The following is a 15,569-nucleotide window of genomic DNA, read 5'->3' on the forward strand; positions in this document are numbered from 1 at the left end:
CAGATTATTGTTCAACTCCATGCAAGCTGAGAAGCGTGGTCATCCGTGCTTTAGCCAGTTCAGGGTCTGAGAGTAAACCGGCCTGATCCGACAATCTGAACACTTGCGCGTAGTGGCAGATGTCACGGCTGGATTGGAACCCACCCGGCATGATGAAATGGGACTGGGCTCCGTTCAGCCATGCCAGATAGGCAATCCCGGCTTTGTAGAACCGCGTCGGAGCCTTAAAAATCTCTCGACTGAGGGGAATAGTCGGTGCGAACAGCGCGTTGTAGCGATCCATGTCGCCCATAGCCAACGCCTCAAGCGCCTGGCTGGCGGCGGGGGCGATAGCAGCGAAAATGCCGAGCAGAGCGTGGGAAAAATGCGCTCCATCCCCGGCAATAAGCTCGGCGTAGTTGAAATCGTCACCAGTGTAGAGGCGCACGCCGTCCGGCAAACGTGCGCGAAAGCATTCTTCTTGTGCCTGATCCAACAAGGATATTTTTATCCCATCAACCTTGGCGGGATTTTCGTTGATCAGGGACAGTACAAAGTCGCTGGCCGCGTCGATATCCGTGCTACCCCAATAGCCCGTCAATGCAGGATCGAACATATCGCCCAGCCAGTGCAGGATTACAGGCTCCGCAGCCCCATCGATCAGCGCGCGGTATACATCATGGTAGGTGTCCGGACCTGCCTTGATCGATGGGAAGGCGCGTGACGCCATGAGGATCAATTGCCCTCCGGCGGCTTCGATCGCCTCGGCCTGATGCTCGTAGGCTGACAGGATTTCACCTGCTGTGTTCAACGCGCTTAGAGGCAGGTGATCAGTCCCTGCCCCACAAGCCACCCGAGGCGACAACGGATGCGCCTGCGCAGCCTTCATTGTGCGCTGGATCAGCTCCAGCGCGGTCTCCCAATCGACGCCCATACCCCGTTGTGCGGTATCCATGGCTTCGGCCAGACCCAGCCCCTGATCCCAGAGTCCCTGACGAAATCGCAGGGTCGCTTCCCAATCAACTGCGGGACGCCCATCCCAGGGATTACGTTCCGTCAGCGGGTCTGAAACCACATGAGCCGCCGCAAAGGCCGTGCGCGTCAGAGGCACCTGCGGCTTGCGCGGTACTAACGGCGTTCCGGTCAGCGCATAGGGTTCCAGCTGCCCCTCAGGATTTGGCAAAATCAATTTCATTGTCTCAAACCTCCAAATCCAGAACCAGAATGCCGTCGATGCCACCCACGGCGTTCTCGACCAGTTGCGCGCCCAGCGCTTTGTGCGTTTCGTTGTTCTGATAGGCCTCCAGCACGCCCCAATCGTTGAAGTCGATCACGAACCCATGCATGTATCCGCGTTCGATCTGCTCGGGGCTCTCACTGCGGCCCCCGGTAAACCCGCTGGCCCCGGGAAGGGCCTTGGACACGTCCTCGAGACCTTTGTAGATGGCTCCGATTGTCTCCTCGGTCACGTCGGCGCGGAATTTGGTCAGTACGATATGGCGGATCATTTTTAGAAACCCTGATCTTGTTTGATCATGTCGGAAGCTTTTTCCCCGATCATGATTGTAGGTGCATTGGTGTTCGATGAATTCACTGTTGGCATAATCGACGCATCCGCGACGCGAAGCCCTTCGATCCCATTGAACCGCAGGCGCGGGTCCAGAACGGCTTCGGCATCGCTGCCCATCCGACAGGTACCAGCGCAGTGGTGCGATGTTTTGGAGTGTACACAGATATAATCGAAATACTCCTGCTCGGTCCGCACGTCCGGGCCCGGCAAACGTTCTGCCAAGATGTACGGCTTCAACGCATCCTGAGCGAGGATGTTCTGCACCAGCTTCAGGCCCCGAATGGACATCTCGCGATCGTAGGGATCCGCCAGATAGTTGGGATCAATCAGCGGCATCATCGCAGGGTCCGAGCTTTGCAATCGGACGGATCCGCGTGACCTGGGTCGCAGAAAACAGGCGTTCAGTGTAACCCCACCGTTGGGCATCGCCTCGACCCCTGCCTCAATGCCGGTACCAAGCCCTAGATGCATCTGAAGGTCCGGCGAACGCGCATCCGGGTCTGCGTACCAGAACCCACCCGTTTCGAACAGGCTGGACGCGACCGGTCCCTTGCGGGTGAAAAGGTATTGCAGGCCTGCAAAAGCTGAAAGGTGCAACTTAGCAAAACGGTCGTAGGTGTGCGGGCCGGTCACTTCGCAGATGGAATACAAATCAAGATGGTCCTGCAAATTTGCGCCCACCTGCGGCTGATGAAAAACTGCGTCGATGCCAAGGCAGTCCAAATGATCCGCCGGGCCAATTCCCGACAGTTGCAACAAGCGCGGCGAACCGATGGCACCTGAGGACAGAATGACCTCTTTCGCGGCGGAGATCTTGTCCCCGTTCATCATCTCGACACCAGTCGCCCTGCCCTTGTCCACCGTAATGCGGCGGGCCTGTGCGCCAGTGCGCACTGTCAGGTTCGGGCGGCTGCGGTTCGGCGTGATAAACGCCATCGCAGCAGAGGATCGTCGCGCATTGCGCTGGGTCAGCTGATAGTACCCCGCTCCATCTTGTTTGGCCCCATTCACATCGCGTGTTTCAGGAATCCCCACTTCCCCAGCGGCCTTGATGTAGGCATCGCAGATTGGCAAAGGGGCTGCGGGCATGGACACGCCCAGCGGTCCGCCCTTGCCGTGAAATTCGTCGTCGTAGGTGTCGTTGTCTTCGGACTTTTTGAAATAGGGCAGCACGTCGGCATAACTCCACCCCTCGCACCCCATCTGTCTCCAGTCATCGTAGTCCTGAGCTGCACCCCGCGTGTAGATTTGCGCGTTAATTGCAGACCCTCCGCCGATCACCTTGGCCTGGGTGTAGTTGAAGACCTTGTTCTGCATGTGCTTTTGCGGAACCGTGGACCAGCCCCAGCTGCCGATACCCTTGGTCATCTTCGCGAACCCGGCTGGCAGGTGAAAGAACGGGTGACGGTCGGTGGAGCCAGCCTCTAGCAATAGCACACGCGTCGACGGTTCTTCGGAAAGACGCGCAGCGATCACCGAGCCTGCCGAGCCGCCACCAATGATAATGAAATCATATCCTTCAGACATTCTCGTGTGCCCTGACTTACAGACGTGAAATCGACAAGCCGCCATCCACCGGGATGGCGGCGCCGTTCGCAAAGTGCATGTGCCCCTGAACCAGTGGGACGACAACGGACCCAATATCCTCGGGCTCACCCCAGCGTGCCGCGGGAACAAGACCGCCCTCGATACGGTCGGTATACTTGTCGCGCACGCCCGCCGTCATCTCGGTCGCGATGATGCCCGGTCGCAGCTCAAAGACACCGATGCCTTCGGGGGCCAAGCGTACTGCGAACAACTGAGCCATCATCGCTGCGGCCGCCTTGGACACGCAGTACTCGGCGCGTTCGATCGATACCATTGTCGCGCTGACAGAGGTGACAAAGGTGATCGAACGATAGGTATCTTGCGGCTGCTCCAACATGCGCCGGGCCACCTCTTGCGCCAGAAAAAACGCGCCACGCAGGTTGATGTTCTGCACGAAATCCCAATTCTCGGGCTTCAGATCCAGCATGTCACCACGCACTGGCGCCCCTACGCCTGCGTTGTTTATAAACGCGGTGATCGGGCCCAAATCGGCTTCGATCTGATCCAGTAGCTCCGGAATGTGATCAATGTCGGACACGTCGTGCTGCACATAAATTGCGCTTGGGCCAAGCTCTGCCAAAGTCGCCTCAACGACCGGTTTGTAGGGCGCCGAGCGAGAGGCTATTGCGACCTTGTACCCTGCGGCGATCAAGGCGCGCGCCACCCCGAGTCCAATGCCCTGTTGTCCTCCGGTCACCAATGCTGTTCCGGTCATGCGGCAAACTCCGTTTCAATAATGTGACGACCTGCCCGGAGTGCGAGTGCGGCTATAGTAAGAGCCGGATTCACTGCCGCAGATGTCGGAAGAACTGACGCGTCGACGATGAACAGGTTCTTGTGGTCGTGGCTGCGGCAGAACGTGTCGACGACACTGCTTGCCGGGTCATTACCCATCCGCGCTGTGCCGCATTGATGCGACGGAGTGCGCCGATCAAATGGTCGCGACAGTACCACAGGAAACCCCGCCTGCTTCAGATGCGCCTTTAGCCGCGCAACCAAGGCCTCGTGCGCCGCCCAATTCGAGCGTTTCCAGTCCAGCGTGATTTGGTCTCCTTCGACCGTCACCCGGCTGTCTGGGTTCGGCAGGTCTTCGGACATGGCATAGAAATCAAAGCTGCGATTGGCGATTAGCGCTGCAATTGGCCTCGGCAGGCTTGTTTGCGACGAAAGGATCGGCCCGGTGATCTTTCCCAGCATCTGAATATTGCCCAATGGCAAACCACCCTGCCCGCCGCTGTTGTAATAGTCGTTAAACATCAACGTTTTCTGATAGACCGCCCTATTTCGACGCAGCGGATGAAGGGCCAGCACCGCCGAACAATTGTGGTTCATAAAGTTCCGTCCGACCTGATCGGACCGATTGGCAAGACCGGTTGGACAATTGTCGTTTGCGGACTGCAGCAACAGTGCCGAGGACTGTACCGCACCTGCTGCAAGCACGATGACCTGCGCATGCAGGGTACCGTGGCCATCAACTTCGACACTTGTGACACGACCAACGGCATCAGCCTTCAATTTTCGGACACGCGCGTCAGTTAAAAGCTCGACATTCCTATGCTTCAATGCCTCGGCGAGGGCACAGGTTTCGGCGTCCATTTTGCCGCCGCATGTATTGGGAAACGCATCCCAAGTTGTTTTCCCAGCCCGCAACCAGGTTTTAATATCCACGCCCAACGGCACTGAGGATGGCGTCAGGCCTGCGTGGCTTAGCCGGTTCCTCAGGTCTGCAATATCAACCTCATCCGGCACAGGTGGGTGCGGGTAACCCCTACTGTGCGGCGGTTCGGTGGGGTCCTCTTTGGTGGTCCCACGTGCGTCGTAAAGCTGTTCCGCGGTGGTGTAATCCGCCTCAAGCTCTTCATAGGGCATGGGCCAGCCGCGCGAGTAACCACCCATATGCTGACGCGGCTCAAAATCCTCTTTCCGATAGCGTATCAAAGCTGCGCCGTAGAACTTAGAATTTCCACCAACGCAGTAGTAGTTTCCGGGGTTAAAAGGTTTGCCTGCTCCATCTAGCCATGTTTCATCGGGGCGAAAGTGCCCATTGGCAAAGATCGCTTTTGGGTCTCGATCTTGCGGTGAGGGCTGCAACCGCTTTCCTCGTTCAAGGATCAGAATGCGACGACCGGACGGAGCCAACGCCGCAGCCAGCGTTGCCCCCCCGATACCCGTCCCAATGATTATGACGTCAGCTCGATTCATGGAAGAATCCGCATCTCGCTTTCGGGATCAAAAGCCACGGCCTTTTCCATGTTCACTGCAAAGTTGAAATCCTGACCCGGTGCCACTTCGGCATCCGAACGCATACGCGCGATCACATCTCGTCCGCCCAATTGCATCGAGACGAAGGTGTCCGATCCAGCGGGCTCCGTCACCACGATACGGTTGGCCATCTGCGCGATGTTCGACGACTTTCGATCCGCGCCATCCATATCGGTGATAGTCTCTGGGCGGATTCCCAACAAGATCTCGCGCCCATCCCATGCGGCCAAGTTGTCCTGGCTGAACGGAAGTTGCGCCATAGATCCGTCATGAACGGCGACCTCTACATGAGGGTGGCCATTCAAAACCGTAACCTTGGCCGGTACCACGTTCATCGCAGGCGAACCCATGAATGTTGCAACGAAGATATTCGCAGGCGTGTCATAGATTTCCTGCGGCGTACCCAGCTGTTGGACATAACCGCCGTTCATCACGGCGATCCGGCTTGAAAGCGTCATCGCCTCGATCTGGTCATGCGTCACATAGACGATGGTGGTCCCGAGATTTTGATGCAGCTTCTTGATCTCGGTTCGCATGTCGACGCGAAGCTTGGCATCGAGGTTCGAGAGCGGTTCATCGAACAGAAAGACATCAGGGTTACGTACTAACGCGCGACCCATTGCAACCCGCTGGCGCTGACCGCCCGACAACTGACCGGGCTTACGATCCAGCAACTGCTCGATTTGTAAGAGCTTGGCAACTTCTTGCATCGCTTTGTCGCGTTCAGGCTTGGGCACACCATGCATCTCAAGACCGAAAGTGATGTTCTGCCCGACCGTCATATTAGGATACAAAGCATAGCTTTGGAAAACCATGGCAATGTTGCGGTTGGACGGGTGCACCCCGTTCATCACCTGATCCTTGATGCGGATTTCGCCGCTGGTGATCTCTTCCAGCCCCGCGATCATGTTCAGCAGAGTGGATTTGCCACAGCCCGAGGGGCCGACCAGAACCAGGAACTCTCCTTCCTGCACCGAGATGTCGACTTTGTGCAGAACCTCGACCGCCCCGTAGGATTTGGTCGCGTTGTCTATGTCTAGAAAACCCATGAGGTCTTATCCTTTCACCGAACCCGCCATCAGGCCGCGGACGAAGTATCGACCGGCCACGATGTAGACGAGCAGAGTTGGCATGGCCGCCAGAATGGCGCCTGCAAAATGAACGTTGTATTCCTTCACACCGGTTGATGACTGCACCAGATTGTTCAGTGCCACCGTCATCGGTTGGCTGTTGGCATCGGCAAAGGACGCGCCGAACAGAAAGTCATTCCAGATGTTAGTGAACTGCCAGATGATCGAAACCACGGCGATCGGCCCGGAACTGGGCAGAAGAATGCGCCAGAAAATCTGGAAGAACCCGGCGCCATCAATCTGCGCCGCGCGGATCAGCTCGGTCGGGAACACAGCGTAGTAGTTGCGGAAGTACAGCGTGGTAAAGCCAATCCCGTAGACAACGTGGACAAGTGCAAGACCCCAGGTGGTGCCTGCCAGCCCGATTATGCCCAACATCCGTGCCATCGGGATAAGAACAATCTGGAACGGGATGAAGCAGGCGAACAGCATCAGACCGAATAAGATGGTGTCGTACTTGAAGCGCCATTTGGTCAGCACATAGCCGTTCAACGCCCCAAGAATGGTCGAGACGATCACCGCCGGAACCACCATCTTGATCGAGTTCCAGAAGTAGGGCTTCAGCCCTGTCGGATCGACGCCGATCTGCGCCGAAGACCACGCCTTGAGCCACGGCTCAATCGTGAATACCTGCGGCAGGTTCATCATGCCGCCGCCGGTGATCTCTTCCAATGGCTTCACCGAGTTCACCAGCATGACATAAAGCGGCAGCAGGTAGAACAGACCGAACAGAAGCAGCACCAGATATATCAACGTGCGCGTAACGCGGCCCGTTCGGATTGCGGTATCCTGAGTAGCTTGAGACATCAGCGTTTCTCCCGCAATTCGGCGTAAAGATACGGGATCATGATCGCGGCAATGGTCATCAGCATGATCGTGGCCGAGGCCGCACCGATCCCCATCTGGTTTCGCGTGAACGTGTAAGAATACATGAAGGTCGCGGGTAGTTCTGTGGCGCGACCGGGGCCACCCCCGGTCAGGGCGATGACAAGGTCAAAGGTCTTGATCGCCAGATGGCTGAGGATCACGAAGGCCGACAAGAAGGCTGGTCGTAGTTGCGGGATAATGATCCGGCGATAGAGGTTCCAGTTCGACGCGCCGTCCATCTGCGCAGCCCGCAGAATTTCATTGTCGATCCCACGCAGGCCAGCCAGAAACATTGCCATCACGAAGCCGCTCGTCTGCCAGACGGCTGCTAGAACAACTGTGTAGATGGCGTAATCACGGTTTTTTATCCAGTCGAACTCGAAGCTGGTCCAGCCCCATGTGTGCATAACGTTTTCCAACCCGATGCCAGGGTCAAGGAACCACTTCCAGGCTGTACCGGTGACAATGAAGCTCAGAGCCATCGGATAGAGGTAGATGGGACGCAGCAGCCCTTCCCCCCGGATTTTCTGATCAAGGAAGATCGCCAGACCCAGGCCGATACAGGTGCAGATCACGATGTATAGGCTCGCGAAAATCCCCATATTGATCAACGAGGTTTCCCAATGGCTCAGCCGCCACAGTTTGTCGTAGTTTTCCCATCCGACCCATCCAAAGGACGGCAGGATGCGACTGTCGGTGAATGACAGGTAGACCGAAAACAGAATGAACCCGTAGACAAAGACCAGCATCATCGCCAGCGACGGTGACAGGACCAGCTTGGGTATCCAGTTCTGAAGGCGTGTCTTAAAATCCGCGTCGGCTGAAGCAGCCATGGCGCGCCCTCCTCGTTCGAGTCGTGTTAGATCGGAGCTTTTGCGCCCGTTTGGTGACAGGGCGGCCAAACCGCCGCCCCATCGGGAGGATCACTTGTGGATCACTTGGCGATCGAAACGGCGTCAACCAGTTCGGTCACGGCATCTTCGCTGCCGTACTCGCCGTTAAAGTGGGCGGTCACCACGTCATAGACGGCGTTCTTGACTGACGCGGGCGCGGCATGTCCGTGTGCCATCGAGCCGAACAGGTTGCCTGATGAAGCCGCGGCGGCCAAATCTTTCATGCCCTGCTGGCCACACGCATCCAGATCGCTGCCATCCACGTCAGTACGAGCCGGGACAGAGCCCTTCACCTTGTTAAAAGCAATCTGGAAGGATGGCGACAGGATCGCGCTGGCCAGCGCGGCTTGCTCGGCCGATACCGAACCGCCCTGATCAAACATCATGAACTGGTCAGCGTTGAAGGTGACCTGATCCTGAGTACCCGGGAAGCGGAAGCACAAAAAGTCTTCGCCCGGCACTTTGCCCGCGTTCAGGAATTCGCCTTTGGCCCAATCACCCATCATCTGGAAGCCGGCTTCGCCGTTGATGACCATCGCTGTCGCCAGGTTCCAGTCTCGACCCGAGAAGTTCTCATCCACGTTGTCGCGGATAAAGGCCATACGGTCGAACGCTTCTTTCATCGCGTCGCCACCCAGCGTTTCCTCGTCCAAGTCGATGAAGGCCGCTTCGTAGCCGTCAGGCCCCAGCGTCGACATCGCGATAGCATCGAACACGGTCGCGTCCTGCCATGCCTGACCACCATGCGCGATCGGAGTGACACCAGCAGCTTTCAACGCCTCAACTGCGGCGACGAATTCGTCCCAGTTGGTGGGCTGTGCAATGCTGTTGGCGTCCAGCACCGCCTTGTTAGCCCAGACCCAGTTGGTCGAATGCACGTTCACAGGGGCCGAGACCCATTTGCCGTCATGCTTGGCGAAGGCTTTCAGCGCATCTGGGACGACGTCATCCCAACCTTCCTGGGCTGCCACTTCGTTCAGATCGGCCAGCGCGCCCTGATCGGCCCAGTCCAGAATGTCAAAGCCCAGAGCCTGAACGGCTGTTGGAGCGTTGCCTGCGGTGACGCGTGCGCGCAGAACGGTCATCGCCTGCTCACCACCGCCACCTGCAACAGGCATGTCGGTCCAGCCGATGCCCTGTCCGGACAGGTCGTCCTTGAGAACGTTCAATGCTGCAGCCTCACCGCCAGAAGTCCACCAGTGCAGAACTTCCACGTCTTCAGCGTGCGCAAGGCTGGTCGTGCACAGTAGACCTGCCACAAACAGCGATTTTGTCTTCAAAAATTTACGCATTCTTGTTTCCTCCCTTAATGCGTTATTCTCACTCGGGACCAATCTGGTGCCCGGGCTTAGTCGTGCGGAACCCATGGCGCCCAGCTGTTGCCGACGCGCATGACCACTGATTTCACTTCGAAGAATTCCTCGAACCCATATCGTCCGATTTCCCGCCCCTGCCCGGATTGTTTGACCCCACCGAAAGCGACCTCGGGGAACCCGTCCATCCAGGTATTGGTCCAGACCGTTCCCGCTTCTGCTCGGCGGGCAAACTCTAGGCAGGTGTGAACGTTTTCGCTCCAGACCCCTGCCGACAGACCGTAAGCGCTATCATTGGTGAGCGCGATGGCTTCGTCTAGTGTTTTGAAAGTCAAAACAGACAGAACAGGCCCGAATATTTCATCGCGGGCAATGGGCATGTCGGGCGAGACGTCGGAAATCACCGTCGGCTGATAGAACTGAGCGCCGAGGCCTTCAACTTCCAGCGGCTCACCACCCAGATCAATAGTCGCACCGGAAGCTTGCGCCTGTTTAACATACGCGTCGATTTTTGAGTTGTGCGCGGACGTTACGATAGCCCCAACCTGCGTCGTCGGGTCCAGAGGATCGCCGAATTTGACTTTGCGCGAAAGGGCGATGACACGTTCGCGGAATTCATCGGCAATGTCCTCATGCACGATGATGCGACTGCTTGAATTGCAGCACTGGCCCACATTGAAATAAACACCGAACACAACCGCATCAGCGGCTGCATTTAGATCGGCGTCGGGAAAGATGACCTGAGGGTTCTTGCCCCCAAGCTCAAGCGCGACTTTCTTGAGTGTATCCGATGCTACTGCGCTGATCGTCTTGCCCACAGCCGTTGAGCCCGTAAAGCTGATCATGTCCACGCTGTCATGGCTCGACATCACACTGCCAACGGGAACTCCGTAGCCCAGAACGATATTGCATACACCGGCGGGCAATCCAGCTTCGACCAGCAACTCGCCCAGCATCAAGGTTGTCGACGGTGTCATCTCAGACGGCTTCACAACAACGGTGCAACCAGCCGCCAACGCGAAGGGCAGCTTCTGACTGAGAATCCAGAAGGGGAAGTTCCACGGCGTAATGATGGACACGACACCGATGGGTTCCTTCAGCACGACACCCATCATGTCTGCGCCAAGAGTGTTGTGGCTGTCGCCGTGTGTGCTGCGTGCCAATGAGGCCGCATAGCGCCAAAGGTCTGCTGCACCGCCGACCTCGCCCTTGGATTGGCTGATCGGCTTACCGCTTTCCAGCGTTTCGATCAGCGCGATCCGGTTGACATTCTGCTCAATCAGGTCGGCAACCTTCAGCAAAACGGTGGCCCGTTCTTTGCCTGATGCCCGGCTCCAATCACCGCTGTCGAACACCTTGCGCGCCGCCTGGATCGCGGCCTCGGCTTCAGCCTCGCCACCCAAGGCCGAACGGCTGACGATGTGCCCGTGCGAGGGCGAGCGCCGTTCGAACGTCTCACCCGACGCGCTATTCTGCCACCTGCCATCGATGAGATGCCGACCTTCGAACAACGGCGGCAACTCGAACGGGATGGCAGGGTTGATGGTGATATCTTTCATATTGTCAAAGGCCAGAAAATGTGGGGTTACGTTTTTCCATAAATGCGGCAACGCCTTCTTCGCGGTCCGCTGAGGCGGCAATCGCTGCGCTACCAAGGGTTTCGACCACGGCATGAGTGTCTTCACCGACCGCTGCATGGATCATGTTTTTTGAGATTTCGGTGGCGCGAGGCGAGAGGTCGCTAAGTTCGGCGGTGATCTCAAGCGCGCGCGCCAGAACGTCGTCAGTCACCTCGGTCGCATAGCCCAAGGCCACGGCGCGGTCAGCACCAATACGGCGCCCAAAGAGTGCCATCTCTTTCACCGCAGATTCGGGGATCAGCCGGGTCAACCGCTGTGTCCCGGACCAGCCGGGTACAATCCCAACCCGAGCTTCAGGCAAAGCCAGCGTGGACCGCGGGGTCATCAGGCGCAGATCGCAGCAACTGGCCAGCTCTAGCCCACCGCCGAACGCATGACCGTTGATCGCAGCAATTGTTGGCTTGCCGATCCGCGCCAGGCGGTCAAAGATGCGATGTCCATCGCGGACCCAATGGCGCGCGAATTCAGCGGGGCTCAGACCACCCCAAGCGCCAATATCGGCCCCACAACAGAACGCTTTTTCACCCGCGCCCGTCAGAACAAGCGCACGAATAGACACGTCACGCTCGACCTCTGTCAGGCCAGCTTCCAGCGCGTGCAGTATATCTACAGTTAGCGCATTGAGCTTGGCCTCGTTGTCCAAAGTCAGGACGGCGGTTGCACCCTCGATATGAATGCGCAGTTTGTTCAAAGTGTCATCCCCATCGAGCCAACTGCGAATAGCGACTTGGGCATCTGAACCGCGTTTTCCGCGACTTTGACGCGACCGCCTGAAGCTTCGACAATATCGCGCTGCACCTCAATGCCGGGCATGATTTCCGTCGCGACCAGCCCCTGATCCGTCAGGCGAATAACGCAACGCTCGGTTACATAGAGCACATCCTGACCGGTTTCCCGGGCACGGCGGCCCGAGAATGTGACATGTTCGACCTGATCCACCATCTTGGTGAATTTTCCGGGGGCATTCACACGGATACCATCATCCGCCAGATCAATCTTGGCGCCAGCTTCGAACCAGCCCGAGAACACGATCTTTTTGGCCCGCGCGGTGATATCGACAAAACCGCCGCACCCTGCTGTCAAATAGGGCTTCTTACCCAGTTTGGAGACGTTCACATTGCCTTCGACATCAACCTCGAGGAACGAGAGGAACGACATATCGAAGCCGCCGCCCTGGAAATAAATGAACTGCTGTGGGGACGGCACGAAAGCATGTGCGTTGGACGCGCAGCCAAAGGCAAATCCGGTCAATGGGACGCCTCCAACGGCCCCTTGCTCAATCGCCCATGTCACAGCCTGAGGATGCCCCTCTTCCAACAAAACACGCGGGACCATAGCGCTGATTCCAAAGCCCAAGTTGGCGCTCATGCCGCTGCGGAGTTCTTGGGCGGCGCGACGCGCGATGACCTTTTCGACGCCATGCTCAGCCAGTGAAAAGCTGTCCCAAGGGCGCATGATCTGGCCAGAAATCGCAGGATCATAGGACGTTTCAGTCGTTTGCATCTGCTCCGGGTCTTCAACGATCAGGTCGACCAGATGCCCCGGCACGCGCACTTCATGGGGGCGCAGGCTTCCGGCGGCAGTCACACGTTGAACCTGTGCGATCACGATCCCACCGTGGTTGCGGACGCATATCGCTTGCTCTAGCCCGCCCAAATAAGCGCCTTCATGCTCATAGGTCAGGTTGCCAAACTCATCCGCCGTGGTTGCGCGCAAAACGCAAACGTTCGGGTTGATGTTTGGGAAGTGCAGCCAGGTCTGACCGTCGAACTCTCTCCGGTTCACGATGGGCGTTGCCGCGCCACGCGCATTCATCGCGCACCCTTCGCGGACAGGGTCCACGAAGGTTTCAAGCCCGACTTGCGTCAGAACACCAGGCCGATGCGCTGCGGCCTCGCGATGCATGTCGAACAGAATTCCCGACGGCACGTTATATGCGGCGACCCGATCCTCGACGATCATTTTCCAGATTTCCGGCATCTCAAGGCTGGAAGGGCCCGACGGGTACGATCCGGCAAGAACGCGGCTTAGCAATCCATCCTGCGCCAGATAATCCATGCCCTTCACGCCATACATATCACCGGCGGCTATAGGGTGCAGCGTTGTAATGTTGCGCGGATGCCCTTCAGAGCGAAACCGTTCTCCAAGTGCCTTCAGCACGAGGTCAGGGCACCCGAGCGCAGAGGACGATGAAACGGTTACGACAGCATTGTCAGGAATGCGAGAAACGGCCTCGGAAACGGAAACGAGCTTGGTCATCAGCGGCCACCATAGTCTACGTTGATGCGCTTACCGGACGCAGCGGCCTCACGAACGCTCAGCGCGATGGACAGCGATTTCACTCCATCAGGTCCGTTCGCGGCTGGACGGCCTTGTCCCGCTGCTGCGGCGACAAATTCGGATACGCCTTGAATGTAGAGCGAGTGATCTGAAAACGGAATTTCTTCGCTTCCGGCTTCAGTCACCAGTTTTATTGCCCCAATCGGGCGTTGTGTCATGACGCCATCCGCAAAAATCGAACCTTTGGTTCCGTGCACCTGCAGGCCAGAACCGGCAAAGGGGTGCGTAAAGCTTTCGTGCGTCATGACCATCGCCCCCGATGGCATCGTCCACACGGACATGCACGAGTCTTCGACCCCCTGCCCCATCCCAGAGCTGGCCATTTGCGCGACGACGGAAATCGGGTCCTCATTGAGCAGGAACCGCGTGACATCCGCATCATGAACGACGATGTCGGGGATCACGCCGCCGCCGGCATCTGCTGAGTTAATGCGCCACCCCTGTAGGTTCCCGGGCAAATGTACCGCGTGATGTATACGCAGCGAAAGAACGTCGCCGACGCGACCGTCTGCAATGAGATCACGAATGGCACGATGGCTGCCAGAGCATCGCAGGTGGTGATTTGTACCAAAAGTCACGCCAGCCGCTTCGGCTGCGCGCACCATTTCGACACCTTCCTCCTGAGTCATCCCAAGCGGCTTTTCACATAGAACATGCTTACCAGCCGAAATGGCTGCCATTGCCTGACCGTGGTGCTTCTCATTGGTCGAGGAAACATAAACAGCCTGAACATTCTCGTCAGAAAGCGCAGCGTCCAAGTCTGTAGTTGCGTTAGGAATTCCGTGTTCCTTGGCCCAAGTCTGAACCCGATCCGGAGAATTACTGACGACCCAGGTCACGTTGTTGCCTGCCTGTAGGCGCACCGCGTCCAACATATATTGCGAAGCTATAGTGCTCGCTCCGACAAATACCCAATTCATCTGACTTCCCCGTAATTGGAACGTTCCAAAAATGATTAATGGAACGTTCCAAATTTGGCAAGATAAAACTCTATGCGCGCCTTAAAGGTCAGAAAAAATGTCTAAAAACGAGACTTTAGATGCCTCATCCAAAACGATCATAGGGAACCGAAGAGATTCACGGCGTGCCGACACTCTGACTGAGTCGCAGAAATTCGCCGCGCGCCACTTACATCAATGCGTCAGAGCGACCCCTTCCACGGTCACCCTGTGCATAAGACGTCGAAACCCATGGTAGTCGTTGATCGCCTTGTGCCACGTCGCTCTGTTATCCCAAATGGCGATATCCCCTTCCTGCCAACGCAGACGACATTGGAATTCAGGCTGCTTGCAGAGATCGTAAATCATACCCAGCACCGCGGCAGACTCATCCGCGCGCAAGCCTTTAATTTCGGTCGTGAACACGGGATTGACGAACAACCCTCGCCTACCGCTGAGAGGATGCGTGATGACAACGGGGTGCAAAGCGTCTTGCGTGGCAGCTTCGGCGTTACCCAAACGGCCGCTTTTTGCGGCTTCTGTGTCCATGATGCTGGCGCCAAAGACATGGCGAGAGGAATGCACCGCCCACAAACCATCTAAGAAACCACGCATCGTGGGCGACAAAGCTTCGTAGGCAGCAGCCATCGACACAAACAGCGTGTCGCCACCCTGGGGCGGAACCTCTAGGGCGTGCAGGATCGAGCCCATAGCAGGCTCCTGATCATAAGAGTGGTCAGTATGCCACCCCTCTCCCACAGCTTCTTTCTGATCCTCCTCTTTCAACACCATGGCAATCTCTGGGTGGCCGTCAACCGGTTTGAAAAATCGGTTCACGTTGATTGGGCCGAACCTTCTCGCAAAGGTCAAATGCTCTTGCGGACTAACGCTTTGGCCCCTCAGTGCGATAACGGAATACTCTGCGAAGGCTGACTTAATTGCGTCGAATTGATCTTCACACCGGATGTCCGCCCCGACGATTTCCGCACCCAATCCACCCGTGAGAGGTTTTACTTCCATGCGCCCTCCTCCCTGCTTCGCTCAGCCTAG

Annotated in this window: 14 protein-coding genes; all 14 read right to left on the bottom strand. The window is 57.4% G+C overall.

All coding sequences use genetic code 11. The annotated features are described in order from the left end of the window. Positions 1-4: 4 nt before the first annotated feature. Positions 5-1,174 carry a dihydrodipicolinate synthase family protein gene (locus AC2TEM_RS07725; RefSeq protein ID WP_170424018.1) on the bottom strand — a complete coding sequence of 390 codons (1,170 nt, stop codon included), beginning with the start codon at positions 1,172-1,174 and terminating at the stop codon, positions 5-7. A 4-nt stretch (positions 1,175-1,178) separates the two neighbouring features. Continuing rightward, positions 1,179-1,487 carry a Dabb family protein gene (locus AC2TEM_RS07730; RefSeq protein WP_170424020.1) on the bottom strand — a complete coding sequence of 103 codons (309 nt, stop codon included), beginning with the start codon at positions 1,485-1,487 and terminating at the stop codon, positions 1,179-1,181. A gap of 2 nt (positions 1,488-1,489) precedes the next feature. After that, positions 1,490-3,076 carry a GMC family oxidoreductase N-terminal domain-containing protein gene (locus AC2TEM_RS07735; RefSeq protein WP_170424022.1) on the bottom strand — a complete coding sequence of 529 codons (1,587 nt, stop codon included), beginning with the start codon at positions 3,074-3,076 and terminating at the stop codon, positions 1,490-1,492. 16 nt (positions 3,077-3,092) lie between these two features. Next, entirely contained in the window at positions 3,093-3,851 is a 759-nt protein-coding gene (locus AC2TEM_RS07740; protein WP_170424024.1) for a 3-ketoacyl-ACP reductase, read from the bottom strand. Then, positions 3,848-5,338: a GMC family oxidoreductase gene (locus AC2TEM_RS07745; protein WP_170424026.1), complete on the bottom strand. Its 1,491-nt coding sequence runs from the start codon at positions 5,336-5,338 to the stop codon at positions 3,848-3,850. Before AC2TEM_RS07745 ends, AC2TEM_RS07740 begins: the two co-directional genes overlap by 4 nt. Then, positions 5,335-6,447, bottom strand: coding sequence for a sn-glycerol-3-phosphate ABC transporter ATP-binding protein UgpC (locus AC2TEM_RS07750; RefSeq protein ID WP_170424028.1), 1,113 nt, complete (start codon positions 6,445-6,447; stop codon positions 5,335-5,337). The genes AC2TEM_RS07745 and AC2TEM_RS07750 overlap by 4 nt, the downstream gene beginning before the upstream one ends. Before the next feature lie 6 nt (positions 6,448-6,453). Continuing rightward, entirely contained in the window at positions 6,454-7,335 is an 882-nt protein-coding gene (locus AC2TEM_RS07755; protein ID WP_068340098.1) for a carbohydrate ABC transporter permease, read from the bottom strand. Beyond that, positions 7,335-8,228, bottom strand: a complete 894-nt coding sequence (locus AC2TEM_RS07760) for a carbohydrate ABC transporter permease (protein ID WP_170376146.1) — start codon at positions 8,226-8,228, stop codon at positions 7,335-7,337. Before AC2TEM_RS07760 ends, AC2TEM_RS07755 begins: the two co-directional genes overlap by 1 nt. A gap of 101 nt (positions 8,229-8,329) precedes the next feature. Then, on the bottom strand, positions 8,330-9,580 hold the full coding sequence (locus AC2TEM_RS07765; RefSeq protein WP_170424030.1) for an ABC transporter substrate-binding protein: 1,251 nt from the start codon (positions 9,578-9,580) through the stop codon (positions 8,330-8,332). Between the two features lie 56 nt (positions 9,581-9,636). Beyond that, positions 9,637-11,160, bottom strand: a complete 1,524-nt coding sequence (locus tag AC2TEM_RS07770; protein WP_170424032.1) for an aldehyde dehydrogenase family protein — start codon at positions 11,158-11,160, stop codon at positions 9,637-9,639. A gap of 4 nt (positions 11,161-11,164) precedes the next feature. Further along, the gene (locus tag AC2TEM_RS07775; protein ID WP_170424034.1) at positions 11,165-11,932 is read right to left on the bottom strand and encodes an enoyl-CoA hydratase/isomerase family protein; all 768 of its coding nucleotides are present in this window, start codon (positions 11,930-11,932) and stop codon (positions 11,165-11,167) included. Further along, complete coding sequence (locus AC2TEM_RS07780) at positions 11,929-13,500, bottom strand: CoA-transferase (RefSeq protein WP_170424036.1); 1,572 nt, start codon at positions 13,498-13,500, stop codon at positions 11,929-11,931. The genes AC2TEM_RS07775 and AC2TEM_RS07780 overlap by 4 nt, the downstream gene beginning before the upstream one ends. Next, the gene (locus AC2TEM_RS07785) at positions 13,500-14,501 is read right to left on the bottom strand and encodes a Gfo/Idh/MocA family protein (RefSeq protein ID WP_170424038.1); all 1,002 of its coding nucleotides are present in this window, start codon (positions 14,499-14,501) and stop codon (positions 13,500-13,502) included. The genes AC2TEM_RS07780 and AC2TEM_RS07785 overlap by 1 nt, the downstream gene beginning before the upstream one ends. Positions 14,502-14,714: 213 nt before the next feature. Beyond that, positions 14,715-15,539 (bottom strand): TauD/TfdA family dioxygenase, encoded by an 825-nt coding sequence (locus AC2TEM_RS07790; RefSeq protein ID WP_170424040.1) that lies wholly within the window; start codon positions 15,537-15,539, stop codon positions 14,715-14,717. Positions 15,540-15,569: the final 30 nt, after the last annotated feature.

It is taken from the genome of Ruegeria sp. HKCCD3925, from assembly GCF_057221175.1.

Excerpts from the sequence above, each read along its gene's own strand:
- AC2TEM_RS07725 (WP_170424018.1), bottom strand. The coding sequence starts at position 1,174 with ATGAAATTGATTTTGCCAAATCCTGAGGGGCAGCTGGAACCCTATGCG.
- AC2TEM_RS07730 (WP_170424020.1), bottom strand. The coding sequence starts at position 1,487 with ATGATCCGCCATATCGTACTGACCAAATTCCGCGCCGACGTGACCGAG.
- AC2TEM_RS07735 (WP_170424022.1), bottom strand. The coding sequence starts at position 3,076 with ATGTCTGAAGGATATGATTTCATTATCATTGGTGGCGGCTCGGCAGGC.
- AC2TEM_RS07740 (WP_170424024.1), bottom strand. The coding sequence starts at position 3,851 with ATGACCGGAACAGCATTGGTGACCGGAGGACAACAGGGCATTGGACTC.
- AC2TEM_RS07745 (WP_170424026.1), bottom strand. The coding sequence starts at position 5,338 with ATGAATCGAGCTGACGTCATAATCATTGGGACGGGTATCGGGGGGGCA.
- AC2TEM_RS07750 (WP_170424028.1), bottom strand. The coding sequence starts at position 6,447 with ATGGGTTTTCTAGACATAGACAACGCGACCAAATCCTACGGGGCGGTC.
- AC2TEM_RS07755 (WP_068340098.1), bottom strand. The coding sequence starts at position 7,335 with ATGTCTCAAGCTACTCAGGATACCGCAATCCGAACGGGCCGCGTTACG.
- AC2TEM_RS07760 (WP_170376146.1), bottom strand. The coding sequence starts at position 8,228 with ATGGCTGCTTCAGCCGACGCGGATTTTAAGACACGCCTTCAGAACTGG.
- AC2TEM_RS07765 (WP_170424030.1), bottom strand. The coding sequence starts at position 9,580 with ATGCGTAAATTTTTGAAGACAAAATCGCTGTTTGTGGCAGGTCTACTG.
- AC2TEM_RS07770 (WP_170424032.1), bottom strand. The coding sequence starts at position 11,160 with ATGAAAGATATCACCATCAACCCTGCCATCCCGTTCGAGTTGCCGCCG.
- AC2TEM_RS07780 (WP_170424036.1), bottom strand. The coding sequence starts at position 13,500 with ATGACCAAGCTCGTTTCCGTTTCCGAGGCCGTTTCTCGCATTCCTGAC.
- AC2TEM_RS07785 (WP_170424038.1), bottom strand. The coding sequence starts at position 14,501 with ATGAATTGGGTATTTGTCGGAGCGAGCACTATAGCTTCGCAATATATG.
- AC2TEM_RS07790 (WP_170424040.1), bottom strand. The coding sequence starts at position 15,539 with ATGGAAGTAAAACCTCTCACGGGTGGATTGGGTGCGGAAATCGTCGGG.